The organism is Pseudomonas sp. AC193, assembly GCF_979258075.1.
Genome location: NZ_OZ409832.1, coordinates 2071580 through 2098265 on the forward strand (window position 1 = coordinate 2071580; position 26686 = coordinate 2098265).

General features: G+C 59.5%; 21 protein-coding genes. 1 reads left to right on the top strand and 20 read right to left on the bottom strand.

The genetic code is table 11. The annotated features are described in order from the left end of the window. Positions 1 to 85 precede the first annotated feature (85 nt). The 18 genes from ACZZ0D_RS09540 to ACZZ0D_RS09625 all read right to left on the bottom strand — a co-directional run bounded on the left by ACZZ0D_RS09540 (position 86) and on the right by ACZZ0D_RS09625 (position 23483). Positions 86 to 1156, bottom strand: coding sequence for an autotransporter domain-containing protein (locus ACZZ0D_RS09540; protein WP_282358001.1), 1071 nt, complete (start codon positions 1154 to 1156; stop codon positions 86 to 88). 322 nt (positions 1157 to 1478) lie between these two features. Further along, a complete protein-coding gene (locus tag ACZZ0D_RS09545; protein ID WP_053120620.1) occupies positions 1479 to 2261 on the bottom strand; it encodes an endonuclease/exonuclease/phosphatase family protein in 783 nt (260 codons plus the stop codon). 424 nt (positions 2262 to 2685) lie between these two features. After that, complete coding sequence (locus tag ACZZ0D_RS09550; protein WP_463553041.1) at positions 2686 to 3444, bottom strand: PIG-L deacetylase family protein; 759 nt, start codon at positions 3442 to 3444, stop codon at positions 2686 to 2688. Between the two features lie 181 nt (positions 3445 to 3625). Beyond that, positions 3626 to 4285: a glycosyltransferase family 2 protein gene (locus ACZZ0D_RS09555; RefSeq protein WP_463553042.1), complete on the bottom strand. Its 660-nt coding sequence runs from the start codon at positions 4283 to 4285 to the stop codon at positions 3626 to 3628. Then, complete coding sequence (locus ACZZ0D_RS09560; protein WP_463553043.1) at positions 4282 to 4881, bottom strand: SAM-dependent methyltransferase; 600 nt, start codon at positions 4879 to 4881, stop codon at positions 4282 to 4284. The genes ACZZ0D_RS09555 and ACZZ0D_RS09560 overlap by 4 nt, the downstream gene beginning before the upstream one ends. Beyond that, the gene (locus ACZZ0D_RS09565) at positions 4878 to 5636 is read right to left on the bottom strand and encodes a PIG-L deacetylase family protein (RefSeq protein WP_463553044.1); all 759 of its coding nucleotides are present in this window, start codon (positions 5634 to 5636) and stop codon (positions 4878 to 4880) included. The genes ACZZ0D_RS09560 and ACZZ0D_RS09565 overlap by 4 nt, the downstream gene beginning before the upstream one ends. After that, a complete protein-coding gene (locus ACZZ0D_RS09570; protein ID WP_463553045.1) occupies positions 5633 to 6631 on the bottom strand; it encodes an acyl-CoA dehydrogenase family protein in 999 nt (332 codons plus the stop codon). The genes ACZZ0D_RS09565 and ACZZ0D_RS09570 overlap by 4 nt, the downstream gene beginning before the upstream one ends. Position 6632: 1 nt before the next feature. Further along, positions 6633 to 8792 carry a glycogen debranching protein GlgX gene (glgX, locus tag ACZZ0D_RS09575; RefSeq protein WP_053120576.1) on the bottom strand — a complete coding sequence of 720 codons (2160 nt, stop codon included), beginning with the start codon at positions 8790 to 8792 and terminating at the stop codon, positions 6633 to 6635. 230 nt (positions 8793 to 9022) lie between these two features. Further along, a complete protein-coding gene (locus tag ACZZ0D_RS09580; RefSeq protein WP_053120574.1) occupies positions 9023 to 9337 on the bottom strand; it encodes a DUF2934 domain-containing protein in 315 nt (104 codons plus the stop codon). A 27-nt stretch (positions 9338 to 9364) separates the two neighbouring features. After that, positions 9365 to 12133, bottom strand: a complete 2769-nt coding sequence (locus tag ACZZ0D_RS09585) for a malto-oligosyltrehalose synthase (protein WP_463553046.1) — start codon at positions 12131 to 12133, stop codon at positions 9365 to 9367. Then, entirely contained in the window at positions 12130 to 14208 is a 2079-nt protein-coding gene (gene malQ / locus ACZZ0D_RS09590; RefSeq protein WP_463553047.1) for a 4-alpha-glucanotransferase, read from the bottom strand. Before malQ ends, ACZZ0D_RS09585 begins: the two co-directional genes overlap by 4 nt. After that, complete coding sequence (treZ, locus tag ACZZ0D_RS09595; RefSeq protein WP_463553048.1) at positions 14205 to 16007, bottom strand: malto-oligosyltrehalose trehalohydrolase; 1803 nt, start codon at positions 16005 to 16007, stop codon at positions 14205 to 14207. The genes malQ and treZ overlap by 4 nt, the downstream gene beginning before the upstream one ends. 32 nt (positions 16008 to 16039) lie before the next feature. Further along, positions 16040 to 17626 carry a glycogen synthase GlgA gene (gene glgA, locus ACZZ0D_RS09600; protein WP_212550726.1) on the bottom strand — a complete coding sequence of 529 codons (1587 nt, stop codon included), beginning with the start codon at positions 17624 to 17626 and terminating at the stop codon, positions 16040 to 16042. A gap of 665 nt (positions 17627 to 18291) precedes the next feature. Next, a complete protein-coding gene (locus tag ACZZ0D_RS09605) occupies positions 18292 to 19245 on the bottom strand; it encodes a D-2-hydroxyacid dehydrogenase family protein (RefSeq protein ID WP_463553049.1) in 954 nt (317 codons plus the stop codon). A gap of 13 nt (positions 19246 to 19258) precedes the next feature. After that, on the bottom strand, positions 19259 to 20305 hold the full coding sequence (locus ACZZ0D_RS09610) for an alpha/beta fold hydrolase (protein ID WP_463553050.1): 1047 nt from the start codon (positions 20303 to 20305) through the stop codon (positions 19259 to 19261). 88 nt (positions 20306 to 20393) lie between these two features. After that, complete coding sequence (locus ACZZ0D_RS09615; protein ID WP_282358015.1) at positions 20394 to 20828, bottom strand: YqaA family protein; 435 nt, start codon at positions 20826 to 20828, stop codon at positions 20394 to 20396. Then, positions 20828 to 21274 carry a DUF411 domain-containing protein gene (locus ACZZ0D_RS09620; RefSeq protein ID WP_463553051.1) on the bottom strand — a complete coding sequence of 149 codons (447 nt, stop codon included), beginning with the start codon at positions 21272 to 21274 and terminating at the stop codon, positions 20828 to 20830. Before ACZZ0D_RS09620 ends, ACZZ0D_RS09615 begins: the two co-directional genes overlap by 1 nt. Positions 21275 to 21491: 217 nt before the next feature. After that, positions 21492 to 23483, bottom strand: coding sequence for a methyl-accepting chemotaxis protein (locus tag ACZZ0D_RS09625; protein ID WP_463553052.1), 1992 nt, complete (start codon positions 23481 to 23483; stop codon positions 21492 to 21494). A gap of 380 nt (positions 23484 to 23863) precedes the next feature. Between ACZZ0D_RS09625 and ACZZ0D_RS09630 the strand changes: the two genes are divergently transcribed. Further along, positions 23864 to 24394, top strand: coding sequence for a hypothetical protein (locus ACZZ0D_RS09630; RefSeq protein WP_463553053.1), 531 nt, complete (start codon positions 23864 to 23866; stop codon positions 24392 to 24394). Positions 24395 to 24449: 55 nt separating this feature from the next. Here the strand turns inward: ACZZ0D_RS09630 and ACZZ0D_RS09635 are convergent, their stop codons facing one another. Together ACZZ0D_RS09635 and ACZZ0D_RS09640 are read right to left on the bottom strand one after the other, a co-directional pair. Continuing rightward, positions 24450 to 25376, bottom strand: coding sequence for an N-acetyltransferase family protein (locus ACZZ0D_RS09635; protein WP_463553054.1), 927 nt, complete (start codon positions 25374 to 25376; stop codon positions 24450 to 24452). Continuing rightward, positions 25376 to 26665, bottom strand: coding sequence for a phenylacetate--CoA ligase family protein (locus tag ACZZ0D_RS09640; RefSeq protein WP_463553055.1), 1290 nt, complete (start codon positions 26663 to 26665; stop codon positions 25376 to 25378). Before ACZZ0D_RS09640 ends, ACZZ0D_RS09635 begins: the two co-directional genes overlap by 1 nt. Positions 26666 to 26686 lie beyond the last annotated feature (21 nt).

Sequence of the window (26686 nt, forward strand, 5' to 3'; positions counted from 1 at the left end):
ACAAATTTTGTGTTCAGTGGAGATCTACTGTGGGAACGGGCTTGCTCGCGAAGGCGCCGGCGCAAACAACATCAATACCCGCTGTCTACCACCGCATCCGCACCCCGAGGCTACCAATAATTCCGTTCAGATCATTGTCATCCACATCACTGCTGTAATCCGCGCTCACATACAAACTCACCGACGGCGTCACCCGCGCCACCAGGCCCAAGCCCAATTCGACAAACGACGAGTTGCGGCTGCTGCTGATCTTGTCGACCTGATCCAGCGTCACCGTGTTGCCGGTGTACACCGTGTGCCAGAGGTTCGTGCGCACATACGGCTCGACTGGCAGACCGCTCAAATCGTAACTGCCTTTCAACCGTGCGCCGACCCGGCCGCTCCACGACGTTATGTCGCTGGACGAGGCGTTGCCATTGCCGGCATACGGCGTGTCGAGGGTGATGCGCTGGTTGATCAGTTGTGCCTGCGGTTCGACCACCCAGTTTTCGCTCAGACCAATCGGGTAGCCACCCTCAACGGAAAAGGTCATGGCGCTGCCCTCGGTCAACTGCCGCGCGCCTTGTTCGTTACGGCTAAAGCCGTTGACCCGGCCACCGCTGGCGGTCAGATCAACGTGCCAGCCTTGCGGCCCGGTCAGGCTGTAATAGGCGCCGAGGCTCTGGCCTTGCAGGTTGAGGGTGTCAGTAGCCGGGTCGGCGAGGGCGCGGCTGGTGATTAAACCATTGCCGTTGCCTTGAATCTGGTTGACCCCGCCGATCAGTCCGATGGTTTGCGTATGCCCGCTGCCGCTTTGCAGGGTCAGCACCGCCGGGCCTTTCAGATCGCCGCTGCCGGGCATCGCGAAACCTGCCGATTGCACATCGATTTGCGCCTGTCGGGCGCTTTTGCCGTAGAGCTGATCCCAGGCAGAAGGGGAAATGTCTTCGGTGATCAGCTTGGCGCCCTGCACATCCGGGCGTGGACTGAAACGTTGTCGATCCGGGGTGATCACCGTTGCGGGCAAGGTCATCACCGGAACATCCTGGCGATACCACGCCGCCGTCTCATCCGCCGCAGGGCCGGCCTGCGCCTCCATGGATGAACACAGCAAGATAGAACTCGACACTGTGCAAAAAGTAACTTTGATCTCTGCTGAGGTGAATGAAGTTTTCATGGAGGTCTACCTTGCTATCGCATGCGCTGTCTCTACGTGGCGTCTCTCCTACCCCGAACGAGGGGCGACCGAATGGAGCGGGGCGAACCGTGGCCGCTCGATTTGGCGAGTGTCAGAAGGCTCGCCCCGGGCAGTGATTCCGGGGGTAGTAAGGTTGAGCTAAGAAGACTGAGGGGCTTGCGTCAAGAAACTGCGCGATGAGTGGTATGAGAGATATCAGACGACGCAACTGTCTGTTTTTCTGAACATATCTAAGGTGTTGTTTATTGGGAAGAACGCCGCAAAACCTGCGGCGTAGACGTTTTAGCCCTCAGGCATAGGATTACAAATGCACTTCAACGGCGAGCGGCAAGTGATCCGACAGATGTGTCCACGGCTTGTTGCCGAGGATTCGCGGGTCATGGCTGCTGGCATTGCGCAGGTAGATCCGGTCGAGGCGCAGCAACGGGAATCGCGCCGGATAGGTCTTGGCCGGACGCCCGTGATGACGTTCGAAGGCCTCGTGCAGGTAATCGCGGCGGGCGAGGGCGGCGTTGCCCTGGAGCTGCCAGTCATTGAAATCGCCGGCGATAATCACCGGTGCATCTTCGGGCAACGATTCGAGCAACTGACAGAGGAGTTGCAGCTGTAATTGGCGATGGCTTTCGAGCAGGCTCAAATGCACGCAGATCGCGTGTACTTCCGCATGGCCCGGGACGTCGAGCACACAGTGCAAAAGGCCTCGGCGTTCGGGGCCGGTAATCGAGACGTCGAGATTGCGGTATTCGCGGATCGGATATTTCGACAGCAACGCATTGCCGTGGTGGCCATCGGGATAAACCGCGTTGCGCCCGTAGGCAAAGTCACTCCACATGCTGTCGGCGAGAAATTCATACTGCGAGGTCTGCGGCCACTCGTTGTAGCGACTGGAATGCCGTTCGTGCTCGCCGACCACTTCCTGCAAAAACACCAGATCCGCCGAGGTGCTGCGCACCGCTTCACGCAACTCCGGCAGAATGAAGCGCCGATTCAGCGCGGTAAAACCCTTGTGCGTATTCACCGTCAGCACGCGCAAGCGATGAATGACTGGCGCGTCGACCACATGACGCTTGAGATCGCTGGACACGTTCACTCCTCTGAATCCTGACTGCCTATTCATGCGACTGATGCGTGGGGGCGGCAGTTCCTTTGAACACCCATCAATATCTGCGTTGCCTGACCCAGCGCCTTCGCGAGCAAGCCCGCTCCCACAGGGCAGGTGTGTTGGATGCAGGTTTTGTGTCGTGTAGAGATCAAAGAGTGGGAGCGGGCTTGCTCGCGAAGGCGTCAGTTCATTCAACATCTTGTTGGCTGATATACCGCTTTCGCGAGAAAGCTCGCTCCCACAGGGCAGGTGTGTTGGATGCAGGTTTTGTGTCGGGTGAGATCAAAATGTGGGAGTGAGCCTGCTCGCGATAGCGTCGGCACATTCAACATTTTTTTGGCAGGTACTCCGCTATCGCGAGCAGGCTCACTCCTACAGGGGAATGGTGGTGCAGACTGAATGGGGGTCAGACAAACACGATTTCATACGGCAGGCGCATCCGCTCAAGGATCACTGGCGGCAACATTGGCGCGATGCCGATTGCCGGTTCGCCCTTGAGTTGGCTGGCATAGGCGTGGGTGGCGTGGCTTTTTCGCGCGACTGTCCAGGTGTCGAGCCTTAACTTGCGCGCGCGCTCCCAGGGAATCAGTTTCTGTTCGCGCTCGGGCCAGTGCCAGGCCCAGACCGGCACATCGTGAAAGGTCGCCCCGGCCTGTTCTGCCGCTTCAGCAGCGGCGCGGCCAACCGCTTCATGGTCGTCGAGGCCATCACCGCGCCAAGTGCTGAACACCGCGTCGCCGGGGCGCAGATAGCGCCCGATGAACTCTGTGAGTTGGCGTTCCTGGTCGAGCAGGGCGTTGTGGGTAAACCCGCCGCGCACCCACTTCAGGCTGTGCATCGGCAGGCCGAGGCGGCGCAGGGCTTCAACGCTTTCTTGCGGACGAAACACGCTCAAGCGCTTTTCCGACCACTGTCGCGAGCCAGGGTGACTGGCGCTGCCGTCGGTAATCGAGAGCAATTGCAATGGATGACCCAGGCCGGAAAACAATTGCAGCAGGCCGCCGCACATCACCACTTCATCCCCCGGATGCGGGGCGATGATCACAGCGCGCGCACCAGCGGGCACCAGGCTTCGGGTATTAATGACGGGAATATTGTCGAGTTGCGGAGCGCTGTTCCAGATCTGTGCGGTCGAACTGCTTTCACTGAGGGATAACGGTTTCATGTTGCGACGTCCTTGTTGGTTTCGCCCTCAGTCGTGCGCCTGGCAACGTTGCTCAACGTGTCCGACGCTTGAAGGCTGGTTGATTGCTACACGACGCTCCGAACCCTGGATTGCCGCGCAACAGAGTATTGCTCATGAACAACGATTCGTCTCGAAACCTCGCAAACTGATACGCTTTTTTTTAGCCTATCTGTACCAAATTCCGCAAATAGTCACCAAATCCGCCGCGTGCTCGGCTGTCGAGCCGCGCGCTGGTGTGCACCAATGGCCGATGACTCCACGCAATATTGGCGCCGGTCAGCTCCAGTTGCCGCACCAGTTGTACATCTTCATCACAGGCCAGCGGTTCGAAACCACCGGCCAAACGGTATGCGTCAGCACTGATGCCGAGGTTGGCGCCATGGATATGCCGATGGCCATCACCCGTCCGATAGTGGCTGTGATAACGAATCTGCGCCGCTTTATCGAACGACTCGTGCCAGCGCTCAACCGTCACCGTGCCGCACACAGCATCGGCGCCTAATCCCAGTTGCGCCACCAACCAGTCGTCGGCGACCCGACTGTCGGCATCGGAGCAGGATATCCACCGCGCCCCTCGCTCCAGCAACATCCGCGCGCCGGTCGCTCGCGCCTGACCTACATTGCGCGCTTTTATATTCAAGCTCAAAACTGGATATTTGCTGACAATCTGTTCCGAGCGGTCGGTGCAACTGTCGAGAACCACCAATATTTCGACCCGTTCGCCGGCGAGCAGTCCGTGTTTGCTGGCGCGTAATGCGGCACTCAGGCACTCGTCGAGCAAGTCTTCCTCGTTGTGCGCCGGAATCAGGATGCCAATCATCGCAAGCCCTCCAGCGCCGCCACGGAGCGCGGTTCGCGGCTCCACACTTCCAGAATGAAGTCCGCTTCCTGATGTAAAACCAGGCGTGGCAGGTGCAAATGTTCGTGGAGCAAATCGTGAACCTGCCGCGCATTCAACGGGCAGTCGTCAATCGGCGGGCGCCAGTGACAGGCGAGCACTTGCCCGTCTGCAGCCAAGGACTGGCCCATGCGTTGGGCAACGGCTGTCAGATCATCGCGGTCGAGGTAGTAGCCGATTTCGCTAAATACAATCAGGTCGAATTTTTCCTCCGGCCAGTCCCCCGGCAGACGACTTTGGCGAACTTCGGCGTGGTCGAACAGACTTAATCGGGTTCGCGCCAGACGCACCGCTGCGTCGGCGGTGTCGCAGCACAACAGACGATCACAACGACTGGCCAACTCGGCGCTCAGCTCACCGTTGGCGCAGCCCGGTTCGAAGATCGCCCGGTAGTGCGGACGCGGCAGGGCGGCGAGGGTGATCGCGCGTTTGCGCTGCTCGTACCAGCGCTCGCGAAAGGCCCACGGGTCGTCGCTGCCGGCGAACAGGCCGTCGAAATAGCGATCATCGACACTCATAAAAACACCACTTCAAAAGGCTGCAGCAGGCGATCGATCACGTATGGCGCCAACACCGGTGCAAGCCCGGCTTGTGCGTCGCCTTCCAATTGACTGGCAAAAGCGTGCACCGCGTGACGTTTGCGCGCGACTTGCGCCGGCGTCAGGAGAATCTTGCGCGCACGTTGCCACGGCACAAAGGCGTCTTCGGGGGTTGCCCAGTGCCACGTCCACACCGGCAGCTCATGGCAGGTCGCGCCGACCTGACGCGCGGCCTCGGCACTGGCACGGCCGACGGCTTCGTGATCGCAATGGCCGTCTTCGCGCCACGTGGTAAACACCACATCGTTGGGGCGCAGATGGCTTTCGATGAACGCGCGCAATTGCTGTTCCTGAGCAGCCACTTGAGTATCGGTGAACCCACCGCGCAACCATTTCAACCGATGCATTGGCAGGCCGAGGCGGCGCAACGCTTCAGCGGATTCTTGCGGCCGAATCACGCTCAAGCGTTCAACCGGCCAGCGTTCGGAACCGGGATGACTGGCGCTGCCGTCGGTGACCGAAATCAGTTGCAACGGGCGCCCGGCAGCGGCGAGCAGTTGCAGCAAACCGCCGCAACCCAGCACTTCATCGTCCGGGTGCGGTGCAATAACCACCGCGCGCGATCCGGGTGGTACCAGGCTCAGCACGTCGATGCTTTGCAGCTCCGCCAAATGCCGCGAGCCTTGCCATTGATGCAGGGTCGTTCCCTGGCCGACGATTGGATTGGCTCTCATAGCGACCAGACCTCATCGGGTTGTTGGGCAATCAATTGGCCGAGGGCGGCGAGGTCCCGCTCGGCATGGCTTTGCCGGAGGAACACCGGCAGGTCAGCGATCAGTCGGGCGAAGTGGCGATCCTTGCAGTAAGGCCCGGCGCCCAATGCGCGGCCGACTTCACGGATCACCTGTTCGGCAGACTGCTCGACCACTGCGCGGGCGCGACGGGCGAGCAGTTCGGCGTTGTCTTCAGGGTTTGCATCAATATGCAAAGCGCTAAAGCGCAAAACATCCGCAGCCGCTTGCAAGGCACTGTCAACGGCGCCGAGATGGGCGAGGGCATGTGGTTCTTCACGCTGACCGCACTGCTTGCGCAACCGCTCGGCAATCTGCTGCGCCGCGCCGTACCAACAGGCGGCAATACCAATGCCGCCCTGCCAGAAACCAGGCCGTTGCAAGTAGTCGCCGGGATTGCCGATGGCCTGACCTTCAGCGCCATCGAACAACACTTCGACGCTGCCAGTCGCGCCCATGCCCACGGCGCGCCAGCCTTCATCAGTGACCGTTACACCCGGTTGATCGAGCGCCACCGCGACCAATTGCTGTTGATCATCGGCGTCCCAGGCAGTGAGCAATGCGTGACTGAGTACCGCCGCACCGGAACACCAGGCTTTGCGTCCATTCAACGCGACCATATGCCCGGCCGGACTGACCTTCACCCGGGCTTGCGGCGGTTCCGCTGCCCACATGCCCCACGTGCTGCCGGGCGTCGGCGTACCACCGAGTTGTTCGATGATCGCCAGTGCATCGGTGTGCCCCTCATAGAGTTTGCACAGACCCAGATCATGCCCGCCGACAGCGGCTAAATGCTGAAAGCGTTCCAGAGTCTGACCGCTGCCGGGTAAGGGCAAGCGGTCAAGCCCGGCCTCGACCATCGCTCGCAGGCACTGGCCGAGGGCGTGGGTGTCGGCATAATCCGGCGGTTTGCGGGCGAGATAACAGTGCAGATCCATATCAATCTTCTTCTTCGTGTTGCAGTTCAAACAGCAGCAACGAACGGCCGGTCACTGAATATTCATGGCCGAAATCGAAGCGCTCCTGGCCACGAATCGAAGGCTGATTGGTGTCGATCATGCACGTCCAGAAACCGCCGTCCGGCACTTCCGGCAAGGTGAAGTTGACGATGTCGTGGTGCGCGTTGACCACCAGCAACAAAGTCGCATCGGCACCTTTGCGGCGGATCCCGGTTTCCTGCGCGCGGCCGTCAAGCAGCATGCCCAGGCAACGATTGTGTGCATCGTGCCAGTGCTCGGTGGTCATCTCGGTGGCGTCTGGCGCCAGCCAGGTGACGTCTTTGACGCCGATGTCCTCGTTGTACTCGCCGACCAGGAAACGTCCGCGACGCAGAATCGGATAAGCCAGGCGCAGCTTGATCAGGCGTTTGACGAATTTCAGCAAGCCTTTGCCGTCTTCGCTCAGATCCCAGTTGACCCAACCAATCTCGCTGTCCTGGCAATACGCGTTGTTGTTGCCATCTTGCGTGCGGGCGAATTCGTCGCCGGCAACGATCATCGGCGTGCCTTGCGACAGCAACAGCGTGGCGAAGAAGTTGCGCATCTGCCGATGGCGCAGTTCATTGATTTCCGGGTCGTCAGTCGGGCCTTCGACGCCGTGGTTCCACGACAGGTTGTTGTTGCTGCCGTCCTGATTGTTCTCGTCGTTGGCTTCGTTGTGCTTGTCGTTGTACGAGACCAGATCATTGAGGGTGAAGCCGTCGTGCGCGGTAATGAAGTTCACCGACGAATACGGCCGACGTCCGCGCTGGTTGAACATCTCGCCGGAAGCGGTCATGCGACTGGCGAAATCGGCAACCTGGCCGTCATCACCTTTCCAGAAGGCACGCACGGTGTCGCGGAACTTGTCGTTCCACTCGACCCAGCCCGGCGGGAAGTTGCCGACCTGATAGCCACCGGGGCCGCAGTCCCACGGTTCGGCGATCATTTTCACCTGACGCAGCACCGGATCCTGACGGCAGGCCACGAGGAAGCTGTGACGTTCGTCGAAGCCATCGTGATAACGGCCAAGAATGGTCGCCAGGTCGAAGCGGAAACCGTCGACGTGCATTTCCGTGGCCCAGTAACGCAGCGAATCGGTGACCATTTGCAGCACGCACGGATGGCTCAGATCCAGTGTGTTGCCGGTGCCGGAGTCGTTGATGTAGTAGCGTTTGTCATCGGGCATCAAGCGGTAGTACGAGGCGTTGTCGATCCCGCGCATCGACAGGGTCGGGCCCTGTTCGTTGCCTTCAGCGGTGTGGTTGTAGACCACGTCGAGAATCACTTCGAGATTGGCCTCGTGCAGGTGCGCGACCATCTCTTTGAATTCGGCGATCTTGCCGCTGGCGAGATAACGCGGATCCGGGGCGAAAAACGCGATGCTGTTGTAGCCCCAATAATTGGTCATGCCCTTGTGCAGCAAGTGCTGGTCGTTGACGAAGGCGTGGATCGGCAACAACTCGACCGACGAAACACCGACGCTGCGAATGTGTTTGAGCACATCGTCATTCATCAGACCGGCGAAGGTGCCTCGCACGTTTTCCGGCACCGAGGGGTGACGCATGCTGATGCCGCGCACGTGGGTTTCGTAAATGATGGTTTTGTCCCACGGCACACTGACACGCTGGTCGTTGCCCCAGGTGTGTGCCGGGTCGATGACCTTGCACTTGGGCACGAACGGCGCGCTGTCGCGTTCATCGAAACTGAGGTCGGCGTCGGGGTGGCCGATGGTGTAGCCGAACAGCGCTTCCGACCATTTCAGTTCGCCAACCAGTTGCTTGGCGTACGGGTCGATAAGCAGTTTGTTGTGGTTGAAGCGGTGACCGTTGGCCGGATCGTAAGGGCCGTACACGCGGTAGCCGTAGATCAGCCCCGGGTGCGCATCGGGCAAGTAGCCGTGGTAAATCTCGTCGGTGTATTCCGGCAGTTCGATGCGTTCGAGTTCGACTTCGCCGGCATCGTCGAAGATGCACAGTTCGACCTTGGTGGCGTTGGCGGAGAACAGCGCAAAGTTCACCCCCAGACCATCCCAGGTCGCACCGAGCGGGAAGGGCAGGCCTTCACGAATTCTCGAAGGCTCAGCGTGCGCGGCGGGCTCGGCTTTTTTTGGACGGGTCATGATTGCTCCTGCAAAAAACGGGGTAGTCAGTTGACACTGATCCCCTGTGGGAGCGGGCTTGCTCGCGAATGCGTCAGGTCAGTCGACATCATTTCTGAATCTCAGATCGCATTCGCGAGCAAGCCCGCTCCCACAAGGGATTTTGTGTATTTCTTCAGGGCGAGTTAACCCTCGGTGGCGAGCAAGCCCGCCACACGGTCATTCAGTTCAATTCAATCGTCGGTAAAGCGTTAGATCGCCGAAGGCTTGCGCGGCGCTCGTGGCTTTTTCTCGGCGGGTTTTTCGCCGGGTGGAATCACCTTGGCGGCGCTGCTTGGCTTGGCCTTGGCCGCTGCCTTCGGTTTGGCAGCAGGTGCTTTCACTTCAGCGTCCTTGCCAGCGGTTTTGCTGCCCGCCGCTTTCGGGGCTTTCTTCGGTGCCAAGGCTTCAGCTTCAGCCAGTTTGCGCGCCATCTCCCAGTGGCGCTCCTCATGACCTTCAGGTTTCCCTTCCGATTCCCAGATTTGATAGGCGAATTCGCGAATGCGTTTATCGTCGGTACTCATCGCAATGCTCCTGAACTGAACTCATGCTTACGTTAAGTGTTGGATAAAGAGATTGACCGGGACATCCCCCAGCGCGTCGCTGATTTTCAGCTCCCTGTTTTTTGTGACTGCGCTGCTTTGAAAAAGTCCCTTCAGGTTTGTGTCAGAGGCGTCGAACGGTAAAACCACCCGGGTATCGCCCCAGCGCAGCGCATCGACCTGAGGTACAGCACTGTTTTCCAGCAGCGTCGCGCAACGGATCGGCACGATCACGATGGCGTGTTTCCCCTCGTGTTCGCGGGCAAACGCGAGCACGTTGTGCGCCTGCTCGCCCAGCACCTCCAGGGCCTGGTACGAGCCATGCCGAAACAGCCCGGCATGCTCGGCGCGCACGTTCAGCACCTGCGCAATCAAGGCTTGCTTGATGCGCCCGTCACGCCAGTGCGTCAGCAGTTCCGCAGGTGGCAGTTGCTCCTGCAAGGCCTGCTCGCGAGCGGCGTAATCCACCGGCCGGCGATTGTCCGGATCGACCAGGCTGAAGTCCCAGAACTCATTGCCTTGATACAAATCCGGCACCCCCGGCACGCTCATGCGCAGCAAGGTTTGCGCCAAACCATTAAGCGCGCCGGCAGCGGCAATGCTGTTGACGGTCTTGGCCAGCGCCGCGCGCAGCAGTTCGCCGTCTTCACCGGTCAGGAGTTTTTCGGTGAAGGCCTGGGTCGCATTTTCATAGGTTTCGTTCGGCGCGCTCCAACTGCTTTGCAGCTTGGCTTCGCGCAGGGCTTTCTGTTGCCACTGCCAGATGCGCTTGGCGTAGTCGGCGAGCCCGGCGTGATCGTCGTCGCGCAAATCCAGCGGCCAGCTACCGAGCAAGGCTTGATAAAGGATCAGCTCATCACCGGCCGACGGCACTTGATCGTCAACACGAACCGGGCGGGCGAGGGCGCGCCACAATTCGATCTGCTCGGCGTACCAGTGACTGCGTTCGCTGAGCACGGCCAGACGTGCGCGGGTGTCTTCACCACGTTTGTGATCGTGGGTCGCGGTGGCGAGCAGGTTGTCCGGAAATTCCGCCAGGCGCCGCTGATTGACCTCGTGGAAATCACTGACCGGCGCGCTGAATTGTTCGGTGTTGTAGCCGACGTCATTGCGCGACAGCAGCACTGCCGAGCGATACAGCGCGGTGTCTTCCACGGCTTTCGCCGCTGCCGGCGAAGTCAGTTGTTGAAAACGTACGCAGGCGTGCTTGAGGATTTTCCGCGAGCGGCCAAGCGGTTTGCGCCGCCACGGTGTGCCACCAAGCCACGCCGCCACGCAATCGAGCACCGGCCAATCAGCCTCGCTGAGCGTTGGTCGCGCGCCGTCCATGGCTTGCTGGAAAAACACATCGTCCTGCGCCGAGCGGCCCGTCGCGCTGATGTAAGTGCGGTACACCGGGAAATGTATGATCAGCGCCTGCAACACGCGGCGGATGGCGCCGAGGGTCAGGTCGCGGGTCATCAGGTCGTCGCGGGCGACTTGCAGCAAGGCTTGCGCAACGCTTTCGCAATCGCTGGCCAGCGAACCGTTGAGGATCTGCTGACGCGCCAATTGCGCCTCTTCAATAAACGCGGCGGGTCGCTCGGTGCGGCGTTGCCACAGCTCACCGAGCACATGTTCGCCGTCCGGATCGTGTTGCAGCAGCGACAGTTGATTCATGAATTCGTAGCCGGTGGTGCCGTCCACTGCCCAGTCGCGGTGCAGGGTTTCGCCGGCGCCGAGGATCTTCTCGACGTAGATCGGCAGGTGTCGATCCGGCGCGATCAGGTCAAGGCGCCGGCGCAATTTACGGCAGTAACCCCGCGGATCGGCGAGGCCGTCGATGTGGTCGATACGCAAGCCGTCGACCAGACCTTCAGCGACCAACTGGAAGATTTTGCCGTGAGTCGCTTCAAACACCGCCGGACGTTCGACGCGCAAACCACCGAGTTCATTGATGTCGAAGAAGCGCCGCCAATTGATGTCATCCGCGGCGGTGCGCCAACTGGCCAGACGATAACTCTGGCGCTCGAGCAATTGATGCAGCGCGTAGAAACCTTCCTCGGTGGTCGAGTCGTAATGCTTGAGGTTGTTTTCAATCGCTTGCAGCACCTGCGCATCGCTCGCCAGTTGCCGCAATTCTTCCTTGAGTGGAACCGCCAGCGAATGCGCGTCGGTCTGGTAACTCAGCGCACTGAAACGGTCAGCGAGGGGCTTCAGCGTTTCTTCGTGCTTGAGAATCTCGCCGTAATCATTCGGGCAGATCGGGAAGTGATGGTCGTAATGCTCGACGAAAAAGCTGCCAGTCTGCGCGTTGAAATGCAGCTTCAACGTGCCGTCCTGCAAGGCCACGCCGTAGTCACTGCCGAGGAACGGCAGCAACAACTGGCCTTCCATCAGCGGATCGGGCGAATGCCATTGAATATCGAAAAACTCGCCATACGGGCTCAGTCGTCCCCATTCCAGCAAGTCCAGCCACCACGGGTTGTCGTTACCGCCGACGGCCATGTGGTTGGAAACGATGTCGAGGATCAGCCCCATGTTGTGTTCGCGCAGGGTGCTGACCAGACGCCGCAGGGCCGGCTCGCCACCGAGTTCAGGGTTGACTTGCGTCGGGTCGACCACGTCGTAGCCGTGCATCGAACCGGCGCGGGCGGCGAGCAATGGCGAGGCGTAAATGTGGCTGATGCCCAGTTGAGCGAAGTACGGCACCAGTGGCACCGCTTGTTCGAGGGTAAAACCTTTATGGAATTGCAGGCGCAACGTCGCGCGCAATGGCTGGATAAGCGTTTGGTTCATTGGTCACGCTCGGCAGCCTGAAGACGCGCGCAAGCCAGCAGTTCCAGACGTCGTGCAGCGTCGACGCCGTCGAGCAACGCTTCGCTGGGGCCGGGCAAACGACGCGACCAGTTAGGGTGGGTATCGATGGTGCCGGGCAGGTTCGCCTGTTCGTTGATGCCCAGCGCATCTTCCAGTGGCAGCAATACCAGCGGCGCACGGGTGTGGCCGAGGAAGCGTACGGCGGCATCAACGACTTGATCGGCCTCGTGGGATTCTTCGCGGAAGTTCTGCGGATCCTGGCTCAGTGCGCTGCGCAAGCCTTCGCGTTCACGTTGACGATGCTGGCGCCATTCGATTTCGCCGTTGGCATCGACAAATCCAAGGCGTGCATTCCAGTCGATGTCGCGGCCGTGCCACCAGCCATTCAGGGTGGGCAGATCGTGGGTGCTGGTGGTCGCCAGCGCGTTATCCGGCCAGTCGAGAATCGGTTTGAAATGCGTGTTGTCTTGTTCGAACAGCAGCACGCGCATGCCGAGCATCGAGCGGGCGATGAGTTTTTCGCGCAGACCGTCGGGCACGGTGCCGAGGTCTTCGCCAAGGACGATGGCTTGATGACGATGGGACTCCAGCGTCAGCAAACGCAGCAGGTCATCCACCGGGTAATACAGGTAAGCGCCATCCGCCGGTGCCGAGCCGTTAGGGATCACCCATAAACGTTGCAGGCCCATGACGTGGTCGATGCGCAAACCGCCGGCATGGGCGAAGTTGGCGCGGAGCATGTCGATAAAGGCGCGGAAGCCGTTGCGAATCAGACCTTCCGGCGAAAACGCGGAAATCCCCCAGCCTTGCCCGGAGCGATTGAGAATGTCCGGCGGTGCGCCGACGGTGAGCGAAGCGAGCAACTCATCCTGAAAACTCCAGGCCTGACTGCCGGCGCCATCGGCACCCACCGCCAGATCAGCGATCAGGCCGATGCCCATGCCGGCGCTGCGAGCGGCGGTTTGCGCACGCTCGAGGCAGCGATGGATCAGCCATTGGCAGAAAGCGAAGTAGCCGATGCGATCGGCATATTCTTCGGCGAACGCTTCAAGCGCGGCGCCGCGTGGGTCGTGCCAGTGTTCCGGCCATTGCCGCCAGTCGAGGTTCTCGCCACGGGCGGCGCGCATTTCCTGAATCGCTTCGAAGCGGCAGTGATTTTCCAGCGCTTCGCCACCGGCGTGACGAAAACTGGCGAAGTCCGGGTGCAACGGGTGATCGCCAGCAACGAAGCCTTCGTACAACGCTTGCAGCAGTTTCTGCTTGGCATCTGCGGCGGCGGGCCAGTCGACCAGTTTCAAGTCTTCCAGTTGCGCAAACTGCTCGGCCAGGCCGGTGGCGTCGATGGCATCACGCAGGGCACGTTCGCCGAGAATCGCACCGGGCGCGGCGTATAACGAATTAAGAAACAGGCGACTGGACGGCGAATAAGGGCTGTAGCGGCCGCTGTCGGCGCTGAACATCGCGTGCAACGGGCTGATCGCCAAGGCTTCGGCACCGCGTTCGCCAGCGACTCGCGCCAGTTCTTCCAGCGCTTGAGTATCACCGAAACCGCCATCGCCGGAGCGACGCAGCGAATATAGCTGCACGCTCAGGCCCCAGGCGCGGGGGATCGGATTGTCCACCGCATCACCGACGCTGAAGCAGCGTTCCGGCGCGACCGCGAGGGTGAAAAATTGATCGGCGATGTGCACCTGCTGATAACCGACCGGCACCAGACCGGGCAGCACTGCCTCGGAGTCAAGTTTCAGGTTCAGTCGCGAGCCGTCTTCAAGAACGATTTCACACGGGGTCTCCGGCGCGAAGTAACGCGCCAGATCGACGCCGACGCCGACATCGCTGGTCAGCAGCGGCGGCAAATGACGGTCTTGTTGCACGGCTTGCAATTCCAGCAGGCTGGCGTCGATTTCCTGTGCGGTGCTGGCGGGGTGGCCGAGGCCGATCAGGACATTACGCAGTACCGCCGGGGCGACTTTCTGCGGGCGGCCGTTCGCGTCGATCCAGTCGACAGCAAGGCCGGCTCGGCTGGCGAGAATTTCCAGTTGCGCATCGCTCATAGGCGCTCTCCATCCAGAGGTTGCAAAGGGGTTGCGGCCGTGAGGCTGACAAGCGCGCAATACGCGGGCAGTTGGCCCGATTCCGATAGATCGACGGTGGGTGGCTGTTGAAACAACCACACGGCCTCGGTCTGTGGAGGGTTGACCACTGGCGTGTCGCTGAGGTTCAGGTCAATTCGCAGCTCACTGCCATTGCCCAATCGCCAGCGTGCACTGACCGCCGCGTGACCGAGCATGTGCGCGCCGAGTGCCTGGGTGCCGGACAGATGCGGAATGATGTATTGATGGCGAAATTGCAGAAGCTTTTGGTACAGCGCGAGGGTTTCCTGCTGTTTGACGCTGCCATTGCCGATCAGCCTTGGCTGCGAATCGTGGAAGGTTTTTTCGGCATTCGGGTCGGGGATTTGCTCGCGTTTGTGCGGATCGGCGAAGGCGCTGAACGCGGCGAATTCATTGCGTCGGCCTTCGCGCACCAGTTCGGCCAGTTCGCCATGGTGGCTGGTGAAAAACTGGAAGGGCTGTTCGGCGGCAAATTCATCGCCCATGAACATCAGCGGAATCATCGGTGACAGCAGCAACAGCACGGTCGCTGCCTGCACAGCGCGCGGGTCGGCCAGATGATGCAGGCGTTCGCCGAATGCGCGGTTACCGATCTGATCGTGGTTTTGCAGGAACAGCACGAACGCGGTGGACGGCAGGTGTTCGCTGGGTTCGCCGCGCGGCTCGCCATGGCGGGTGATGTGGCCCTGGAAGACAAAACCCTGACTCAGGCACCGCACCAATTGCTCGGTGGGTTGCGCGGCGTAGTCGGCGTAATAGGCGTCGGTTTCACCGGTGAGCAAAACATGCAGGGCGTTGTGGCCGTCGTCATTCCACTGCGCGTCGTAGTCGTATTCGAGCAGGCTGGATTGGTTGAGTTCGTTTTCAACGGTCAGCCAGACATGGCGGGTCGGGTCGATCTGCGCGCGGATGCGCTGGGCCATTTCCGTGAGGAAATCCGGGTCTTCGATGGCATGCACTGCATCGAGGCGTAAACCGTCGAAGCGGTATTCGAGCAACCACATCAGGGCGTTTTCGATAAAGAACTCGCGCACTTCGCTGCGGCGGAAATCGATCGCCGCGCCCCATGGCGTGTGCTTGTCTTCGCGGAAAAAGCCTTTAGCGTAACGGTGCAGGTAATTGCCGTCGGGGCCGAAGTGGTTGTAGACCACGTCGAGAATCACCGCCAGCCCATGACCGTGGGCGCTGTCGATCAAATGTTTAAGTTGTTCCAGGGTGCCATAGGAGGCTTGCGGGGCGTAGGGCAGAACCCCGTCGTAACCCCAATTGCGCTCGCCGGGGAATTGCGCCAGCGGCATCAGTTCGATGGCGGTAATGCCCAAACCTGCGAGGCGCGCCAGATGTTGTTCGACTTCAGCGAAACCACCGAGCGCACCGACGTGCAACTCGTAGATCACTGCTTCACTCCACGGGCGACCGTGCCAGGCACTGTGTCGCCATTGATAGGCCAGCGGATCTACCACCACGCTGTGGCGGTCGAGGCCACCGTCCTGCGCGCGGGAGGCCGGGTCGGGCACCTCCAGTTCGCCGTCGATGTTGTAGCGGTAGCGGGTACCCGCCGCACAGCGTGCCTTGATCACAAACCAGCCGTCTGCCTGAGGCAGCATTGGCAGGGACTGACCGTCTTCGAGTTCGACACTGACGTAAAACGCATCTGGCGCCCACAGCGCAAATTGCGTGTGCTCGGCATCCAGCATGATCGCGCCGTGGGGCCAGGTTTCAATAGACCGGAACGGCATCGTTTACAACCTCCTTGTTCCTTGTGGATCGGTTACTTGTGGATTGCTTTACCCAAGGCCTTGGCCACCAGTTGTTCGTAGAGTTCGGCGTACGGTTCAACCGCTTTGCACCAGTTGAACGGTGCCGCCATTGCCCGGCAACGCATGGCATTGAGCAAATCAGGATAGGCGAAGACTTTGAACGCACGGCTCAAGGCTTCTTGATAGCTTTCAACAGTGGATTCGTCGAAGAGGAAACCGGTAATCCCATTTTCAATGGTGTCGGCCAGCCCGCCGGTGTTGCGCGCAACCGGCAATGAGCCGAAGCGCTGGGCGTACATCTGGCTCAGACCGCAGGGTTCATAACGCGAAGGCATCAACAGGAAATCGCTGCCGGCGAACATGCGGCGGGCGTCGGTTTCGTTGAAGCCGATGCGCACACCGATCTGGCCCGGGAAGCGCAAGGCCAGTTCGCGCATGGCTTGCTCTTCTTCCGGCTCGCCACGACCGATGATTGCGATCTGGCCGCCGTTCTGCACGATGTACTCGGACACCGCTTCAGTCAGATCCAGACCTTTCTGATACACCAGACGCGACACCACAGCGAACAGCGGGCCTTCAGAGTCATTCAGTTCAAACAGCTCGCGGACATGGGCGGCATTGACGGCTTTGCCTTCCCAGTCACCAATGGCGAACGGCGCGAACAGGTGCGGATCCGTGGCGGCGTCCCAGCTCTCATCGATACCGTTAGGGATACCGCTGAGCAAACCTTGCTGGGTCTTGGCGGCGAGAAAACCGTCGAGGCCGCAGCCGAAATCCGGGGTGGTGATTTCCTGCGCGTAGGTGGCGCTGACCGTGGTGATGTGGCTCGAGTAGGCCATGCCGGCCTTGAGAAACGACATCTTGCCGTAGAACTCCATGCCTTCCTGTTGCAGGGCATGGTTGGGAATGCCCAGTTCAGGGCACGAGCCGAGGCTGGTCACGCCTTGATACGCGAGGTTGTGAATGGTGAACAGGGTCGGCGTGCGCTGCCCGCGCCAGTGCATATAAGCAGGGGCCAGACCAGCCGGCCAGTCGTGGGCGTGCACCAGATCCGGGCACCAGTGAATTTGTGCGAGGTTGGCGGCGATGTCGGCAGCGGCCAGACCGAGACGAGCGAAGCGGATATGGTTGTCCGGCCAGTCGCGACCGTTGTTGGCGCCATACGGCGAGCCTTCGCGCTCGTACAGTTCCGGGCAGATCAACACGTAGATCACCAGACCGTCAGGCATGTCCATGCGCCCGATCTTGCACGGAGGCAGCGCAGCATGACCGCCGAGTTCGCCGATGATGTGGATCGGGTTCTCGCTGTGCATGACTTGCGGGTAACCGGGGATCAACACGCGCACATCGTGCAAATGGGCCATGGCACGGGGCAGGGCGGCAGACACGTCACCCAGACCGCCGGTTTTCACCAGGTCGGCGATTTCCGAGGTCACGAACAACACTTTCTTCTTGTTGGGATTCTGACTTGCTACTGGCGTCAGCGTTTTGGTGCCGGGGACGTTGATCTGTCGGCTACCGGGAACGCTGATGGTGCTCGATTCACCCATCGATTGGTGAGCACGCTCTCCCTGAATATCCAATGCCGCACTGATCATATGAATCTCCCGTGTTGTTGATCTGATTCTTGTGTTCTCTCTGTAGGAGCTGCCGAAGGCTGCGATCATTGGCTTTTAAAGGATCAAAAGATCGCAGCCTTTGGCAGCTCCTACGTACGGCAAGCGCAAACGCGCCACGCATCGGTGAGCAAACGCTACCCAACACGCGCAAGCAGAATGGGTGTTTGGGCTATTGCAAGGATTGCACCAGCCGCTTCGGCCCTACCTTTGTGATGACCCGCCGCGTCGTGCAAAAGTTTCGACTTTTTTTCCGGAATGTGACCAACCGGTTTCGTGCCCCGAAAACCAGTCTAGGCCAGATCCTAGAGCGGGCGACGGCAAATGGGTAAATTGTTCGACAATCGGTTTGCTTTAATCGGGAACCGGAGTTTTCAGGGGTAAACGCACCGACGAAGTGCAGGTTTTTTTGAGGCGCGGGGCTAAAACGGTGACTGAACAGTCACAATTTTGTGCTGGGGAAGGAGGGGGGGTGCACTGTTGTGGTGCGGGCAGTTTGTTGTTGTGGGGACAGTTAATGCCCCTTCGCGAGCAAGCCCGCTCCCACAGGTTGATCGCCTTCCATCTGAAGGAACCCGGTCAAAAATGTGGGAGCGGGCTTGCTCGCGAAGGCGATGGCACCTGCACCATCCCAATCAGGAAATGACTCAATTCAGTGGTCGGACGAGATTGCCCGCAGCCCAGCCCTGAATATCCTCGATCATCTGCGAAAAGAACTGCTCATAATTCTGCCGACTCACGTACCCGACATGCGGCGTCGCCAGCACATTATCCAGCTTGCGAAATGGGTGCATGTCCGGCAACGGCTCCTGTTCGTACACGTCCAGCGCCGCCCCGGCGATCTGCTGTTTCTGCAACGCCTTGATCAGCGCCGCTTCATCAACAATCGGCCCGCGCGCGGTGTTCACCAGCAGCGCCGTCGGTTTCATCCAGCCCAGCGCCTGCGCATCGACCAAGCCACGACTGCGCTCGCTGAGCACCAGATGCACCGACAACACATCCGCCTGCTCGAACAGCGCTTGCTTGCTGACGTACGTCACGCCGACCTGTTTCGCCCGCTCAGCCGTGAGATTCTCGCTCCAGGCAATCACGCGCATGCCAAACACCTGACCAAACTGCGCGACACGCTGGCCAATGCTGCCGAGGCCGAGAATGCCCAGCGTCTTGCCATGCAGGTCGCCACCCAGACCCTGCTGCCACTGCCCGGCGCGCAGAGAATTGGCTTCGTTCACCAGATTGCGTGTGGCCGCCATGATCAGCGCCCAGGTCAGTTCCGGTGCTGCATGTTTGTAGCTATCAGTGCCGCAGACCTTGATCCCGAGTTTGGCTGCCGCTGGCATGTCCAGCGCCGCATTGCGCATGCCGCCGGTGACCAGTAGCTTCAGATTGGGCAGACGCTTGAGCAAATCCTCATCGAAACGCGTGCGCTCGCGCATCACGCAAATCACCTGATAGCGGCCCAGACGTTGCGCCAAAGTGGCGTTGTCCGCCGGGTAATCATGTTCAAACGTGACTTCGCCGATGCCGTCCAGCACAGACCAGTCGACCACGTTGCGGGCCACGTCTTGCCAGTCATCGATTACCGCAATCTGCACCGCCATCAGCCTTACCTCATCAACGAACGGGATTGGTTTTGCTCAGCCAGCCCAGCAGCGCTTTGTGGAACTGCTCGGGTTCTTCCATTTGTGGCGCGTGGCCCATGCCGGGGAATTCCACCAGCGTCGACTGCGGGATCAGTTTCGCCACCTCTTTGCCGAGAACATCGTAGTGACCGATCTTCGCCTTCACTTCCGGTGGCGCAATGTCCTTGCCGATGGCCGTGGTGTCGGAGGTACCGATCAACAACAGCGTCGGCATTTTCAGGTTCTTGAACTCGTAGTACACCGGCTGGGTGAAAATCATGTCGTAGATCAGCGCCGAGTTCCAGGCGACTTGGGTCTTGCCCGGGCCTTTGCTGAGGCCGGCGAGCATGTCTACCCAGCGATCGAATTCAGGCTTCCAGCGGCCATCGTAATAAGTCGTGCGTTCGTAGTCGCGAATGCCTTGGGCAGTGACTTTCAGTTCGCGCTCATACCACTGATCGACGCTGCGATAGGGCACGCCAAGGGCTTTCCAGTCTTCCAGACCGATCGGGTTGACCAGCGCCAGTTGATCGACCTGCTCCGGGAACAGCAGCGCATAACGCGTGGCCAGCATGCCGCCGGTGGAGTGGCCGAGCAGCGTAGCTCTCTGGATGCCCAGCGCTTTCAGCAGTTGCTGGGTGTTGGTCGCCAGTTGCTGGAAGCTGTACTGATAGTTGTCGGGTTTGCTGGAGGAGCAGAACCCAATCTGATCCGGCGCGATCACCCGGTAACCGGCCTCGCTCAGGGCTTTGATCGAACTGTCCCAGGTCGCGCCGCAAAAATTCTTGCCGTGCATCAACACCACGGTGCGGCCATTGGCCTTGCCGTGAGCGGCGACGTCCAAGTAACCCATTTGCAGGGATTTGCCTTGGGACTGGAAAGCGAAGTGTTTAAGCGTGTAAGGGTATTCGAAGCCCTGCAGTTCCGGGCCATACGCCGGGCCTTCGGCGGGCGCGGTTTCAGTGGCGGCATGGGCAAACAGGGGCAGGGCAGCGCTGAGAAACAGGCCGGGCAACCAGCGGTTTAACGAGTTGGACATAGGGACAAACTCCATGGAAATCGGCCGATGCTGGAATGGCCGTATTACGGCGACGTTAAACACACAGGCAATGTCGGCGGCTGATGGTTCAACCGAGCCAGCCGAGGGTCAGCAGGGCCAGCACGCCATAGCGCGCGCCTTTGGCGAGTGTGACGATCAGCAGAAAACGCCCGAGGGGTTCGCGCATGACGCCGGCGATCAGCGTCAGTGGGTCACCGATAATCGGCAACCAACTGAGCAGCAACGACCAATGACCGTAACGCTCATAGTGCTTGCGCGCAGTGGCCATGTGTTTGGCGCTGACCGGAAACCAGCGGCGTTCCTGAAATCGCTCGATCCCGCGCCCCAGCCACCAATTGACCAGCGAGCCGAGCACATTGCCCAGCGTCGCTACCGCCAACAACCCCCACAGCCAGTAGCGCTCGCTGACGATCAACCCGACCAGTAACGCCTCGGACTGCAACGGCAATAACGTTGCCGCACCGAACGCGGCAAAGAACAGCCCGACGTATGCTGCACCCATCAATGAGCCGGGTAGTCCGCCACCACGACGTCAGTGCCGTTCTTCTTCAAACCGATCACTTGATAAGCATCGCTCATGCCATCCATTTCCATGCCCGGCGAGCCCATCGGCATGCCCGGCGCGGCGACACCGAGCAGATCATCGCGCTTGGTCAGGGCCAGCACTTGATCGGCCGGTACATGGCCTTCGACGAATTTGCCATTGATGATCGCGGTGTGGCACGACGCCAGACGCGGTGGCACGCCGTGTTGTTGTTTGAAGCTGCTCATGTCGCTCTCGACATGGTCTTCAACTTTAAAGCCGTTGGCTTCGAGGTGGCTGATCCACTTCTTGCAGCAGCCGCAATTGGCGTCGCGGTGAACTTCGATCGGGATCAGATCGGCGGCTTGCGCCAGGGAAGAAATGAACAGAGCGCTCAGGGTGAGCAGACGCAGAGAGGTTCGCATGACAGGTTCTCGAGTCGAGTGGCGGTCAAAAAAGAACGTATTTTGACCGGTTTTTCCTGCCCGGCTTCAACGGAGTGTTTCCAGTTGCTACAAGACCGGAACGCCGTAGTCCCTGTAGGAACTGCCGCAGGCTGCGATCTTTTGATCTTGCCCCTTAAAAGCCAAATCAAAAGATCGCAGCCTGCGGCAGCTCCTACAGGGGTGTCACTTTGGTGGTTCAGCTGACTTTAAAGCGCCCCATAATCGCACTCACCCGGCTATTAGCCTCCAGCAATTGCTGCGTATTCAACTCGCTGGCCTGGCCGCCGTGTACCAGTTCCTCAACCATGTGGCGGATTTGCACCATGCTGCGGTTGATCTCTTCGGTCACGGCGCTTTGCTGTTCGGCGGCGGTGGCGATTTGTGTGCTGAGGCTGTTGATGTGGCTGACCGAACCGGCCATTTCATCGAGACCGGTGTTGACCCGCGCCGTAGCATCGGCGGCCGACTGGCAACTGGCTTGGGTGTTTTCCATCGCCGCCACCGACGAACTCACGCCTTGTGTAAGGCGGGTCAACATTTCGTTGATTTCCGAAGTGCTGGCCTGAGTGCGAGCAGCGAGGGCGCGGACTTCGTCAGCCACCACGGCAAAACCACGACCCTGTTCTCCGGCGCGGGCGGCTTCAATCGCAGCGTTAAGCGCCAACAGGTTGGTCTGGCCGGCAATCGCGCCAATCACGCCGAGAATCTCGGTGATGCGCTGAGCGTCCTGCTGCATGTTTTCAACTTTATGGGTAGCGCTGGCCACTTCGTCGATCAGCGCTACAACGCTGTTGGTCGCTTCACCGACCACCACCCGCGAGCGGTCGGCGTTTTCGTTGGCTTTTTGGGTGAACGCGGCGGTTTCAGCGGCATTTTGCGCGACGCTTTCGGCGGTCGAGCTCATTTCGGTGATCGCGGTAACCGTCTGATCGGTTTCCGAGGCATGGCGCAACAGAATCTGACTGGTGTGCGCCGAGGTGCGTTGCAGGTTGTCGAGGCTCGAAGCCATTGCCCCGGTAGCGTGAGTCACTTCGCCGATCATGTTTTGCAGGTACGCGATAAACGTGTTGATCGAATGGCCGATCGCGCCCAGTTCATCTTCGGCGCGAATGGTGATGCGCTTGGTCAGGTCGGCATCGCCGCTGGAGAGCAAATCAATGTTGGCCTTCAACGCTTTCATGCGCGCGATCAACTGACGAATCGCGTAGACCTGCAGCAGCACCAACAGAATCACCAGCGGAATCTGCAACAGGCTCAAGGTGCTGAGCACGTCATCACGCTGGGCGGTGAGCATTTTGGTCGGCAGGGCGGTGGCGAGGAACCACGGCGTGCCTTCGATCGGACGCATAAAGAAGGTGCTGTCCTGACCGTTGTTGTCGAACTCGATGCGTTGCGATTGCTCGCGGTTTTGCAGGCCGGCGTTGATCTGCTTGGCGAACGGCAGGTTGCCCGCCAGCTCGCTGATGTTCTTCAGCACGATCGGGCCGCTGATTCGCGAGCTGTTGCTGATGATCTTGCCGTCGGCTTCGACGATGAGCATTTCGGCGTTGAGATCTTTTTCCTTGCGCGCCACCAGATCATTGAAAAAGCCGAGGGTCACGTCGATGGTCGACACGCCCCACGCTACGCCGTTTTTCTGGATGGCCATGGCGCAGTTGGTGCGCGGCTCGGCACTGGCATCGTCTTTGTAGGCAGCGGCCCAGGCGCACTGGCCGCGCGGGGTTTGCATGCCGCCCTTGTACCAGCTCTGGTCGTAGTAATTGGGCGCGGCGTCGCTGTTCCAGAAGGTGTTTACCGCCAGTTTTCCCGAGGCGTCGCGGTGCCAGAAAGTGCTGAACTTGTTGCGTCCGGCTTCACGTTGGCCGGGCAGCGGCCAGATACCGCCGCCAAAGACTTTCAATTCGCCGTACTGGTCAACCAGCCCCGGCAACACGGTGTCGATTGCCGCGCTGTCGAGCAGTGGGATGGTTTGAGTGATGCTGCGTTGCTGTGCCTGAACCTTGTTCAATTCGCCCTGAATCTGTTCAGCAACTTCGGCGATGCGATTGAGCACGACTTGCTCTTCGGTGTGCCGCAATTTGGGCGCGACCAATTGGCTGATGCCGACCACGGTCAGCACTGACAACAGCAGAATGAACAGAACCAGAAACAGCGTGTAGCGAGCCTGAATGGTGCGGAATGCGGGCATGGAAACCGGTCCTTGAGCTGCGATTGTAGTTATGGCGCGGGGATTCGAAACAGTGCGGGTATCCCTACGTATCGTCGCGGCAAAGGGAAGCTTTAGGTACTTTCGTACTGGATTTCGAATTGTCGATCAAAGGCACGTATCGGCATTGATACATTCAAACTAACCAGCCTGTTCATTAGTGCTATAAATCTATTCTCGGCGCTCTAACAATATCGCTGTAAGCCTTTATTTAGGAGGCTTTGCAGATTTGTATCTAAAATGTACGAAATGTGTAAAAAGACCATAAATAAGTTGGAGTCACTGGTGTGCCGGCCGATACTCTCGGGCATACAAGTCGCTCAACAAGGACATTTCATGGCCGTTTTTCAAGGAGTTTTCGCATGACTATCGGCATTACCGGTACCTGGCAGAGCAAGGCCGGCGTTCTGGTTCGCGACACGGGTGCGAAGAAACAGGTGGCTCAGAGCGTCAAGGTGCAGCAAATGCTCACCAAGGTCGGCACCAACCCTAATGCCTTGAACGTTGCCGAGATGGACAAGCAAGGACTGCGCAAGCAGATCAAAGGGTTTGACCCGACCAACGTGTCGGTGAAACAACTGGGTAATCTGAGCGAATTTCTGCGCGGTAGAGGGCTGATCTCAGAGATCACCTCCATCACTCTGCTCAATGCCGGCGACAAATTCGACCGTTTCGGCGTACAGAAAGACCCTGAAGCACGCTTTAACGCGCTGGAGTATTTCGCCACTCAACTGGACACCATCCAGAGCAATAGCCTCAACGGCAATTTCTACGGTAAGAGCCTGATCCCCGAATTCAAGAAAGCCATCTATGTGCTGCAGAATCTGAAGACCTACGGTGAAGGCAACGCGCCTACACCTCCTTCGGATAAAGGCGTTAAAGCCAAGGCATAAACAACATAATCCTGTGGTCTGGGGCATTTTTGCAGACCACAGGTCACTGCTTCAGCTAACGATCAATCTGTGTGGCTGCCTGCGTTTGCGTCAGTTCGTGCAAGCGTTGCATGTGCGGACAGTGGAGATGCAGCGTCCGCTGACACATACCCCGATGAAACAACGCCAACCATCCCTCGTATTTGCCGTGTCCCGGCGCCAGTCCCGTAAAGACAAAACCGATATCGGCGAGCCGGCTCAGATCCACGGCAAAGTGCCTGGACAGTCTGAGCTTTATCGACACCAGCCAATGCGCTGGCAACTCTCGCAACTGCCTGATCAAGCCCAGACCGATCTTTTTCACAAGCATGTCGTAACGGTTCGCCTGCTTTTCCAGCTGAACCGGTACGCCGCTCCAGCGAGGCGTTTGATCATCGACACCGAACACGTTGCTGAGGTGGAGCATGAATGCCGCGCAACAGGTCGGCCAGCGTTGGTTTGGCAACGGTTGTTGATAGCCTGGAATGACCCGGCAACCAATGACAATCGATTCCGGCGTGCTGGCGCCGAACGGCGAGGGTACGTAGTCCGGCAGCAGCCCGGTGTTATGAAAGCCAAGGCTGGCGGCCATCCGCTGCGTGTAGGGGTGATGGGTGACTTGCTTGATCGTGACATTGCGACACCCCAACGCCTGCGCATGAGTCAGTAACTGCTCGCCCAGACGCGTGGCGATTTGTTGGCCACGGGTTTGCGGGTGGACGACGCTCAGCGCCAGTTCGGCGCTGTGCGAGGCGGTTTCGCGAAACAGTGTGGCGTGGCCGAGGATCTGTTCATCGACTTCGGCAACCAGCGAATGCCATCGATGATCCGCGTGGTTCTGGCTAATCATGTGCGGCAGGTACACATGCGGTTGCACATAGTGATCACCGTAGACCTGCCTGAACAGTTGGCTGACCGCCGTTGCGTCGGAATTGCGGTAGTTGCGTAAAATCAGTGTTTCCATCACGTAAGCCCCGCAGCAGGGGGCGAGTACACGCGCCGATCGAGTATGCGCAAGCATTTTCCGGAGCGCGGATGACGTTGCAGGTCTTCGGATGTGCAACGCTGAATGCGCAGTTCCAGCAATTGGTCAGCCTGCAGTTTTTTGATCAGCGGATAGCACTCGACCAAGCGCGATTCAAGTTGCCGGCAAGCGTTCTCATCGGACGGCGGCGGGGTGGTCGGTTGCCACTTCAGGCTCAATACATCCTTGTGCGCTGTCTGTTCGATCATCAGTTGCCAGTCGTCGCTGCCAACGGTGTGCTGGACGATGGCGCCGATTTCGCTCGGAATCAGCGAAAGCAGGCCCACGCGCACCCGTTGGCTGCTGGCGCTGCGTCCTTTTAGGGCAAATTTACGCCGGGCGGTGCCGGCGGGCTCACGCCAGCAGGCGCGATCGCCGACCGGGTAGCGAATCAGCGGCATCAAGGTTCGATTCAGGTTGGTCAGCACTAACAGTCCCGGCTGATCACAGTCATCGATCAGCGCTCCGGACACCTCGTCAATGATCTCGATAATGGCGTGCTCGTCCTGCATTCGATGCTCGCCGTCATCACAGTCCAGTGTACTGGCGCCGATAAAACCGGCATCGACGCTGGCGTAGCCAATGGAGGTGATGCGGGCGTTGGGGAAAACTTGGCCGAGTACCTGCCGCTGCGAAGCAAACAAGCTTTCGCCGCCGTAAAGGATTGTCTCGACGCCCTGCAGAATCTGCCCATGACGACTGAGCCAGGCGGCAAATGCCAACAGGTGCGCAGGCACTCCCGCCAGAACATTGATCCGATGCTGAACGATCGCTTCGGCCAATACACTGGAATCGACGTCGCCGGTGAAAGGGAATTCGGTAATCGACGTATCGACATGCGCGAGCGCGTCATGAATAAACAGAAAGCTGGCGTACAAGTCGCCGGCGAAAAACAGATTGGCCACGCGATCGTCGGGCTTGAACTGCATTGTCAGACTATGACCGAAGTCTCTGACGAGCGCGTGCCATTCACTGCGGCTGTAAACGGACAACTTGCCCGCGCTGGTCGAGCCGCCTGTTTTGAACACCAGCGCCTGACTCGGTGAACCTGTCAGCACAGGCCAACGATCAAGGTCATGGCTTTGATCCCAGTAGTCGACTGGATCGGTCAGTGGCAGTTGGGACAAAGCCGTGATCGGTTGATTAACAGGGCCCAGCGTTTCTGTGTAAAAACCCGAGTGTTGACGAGCGTAGGTGATCAGCTCGTTGAGTTGATGAATAGTTTTCACGGTGTTTTCTCTTGTAATAAG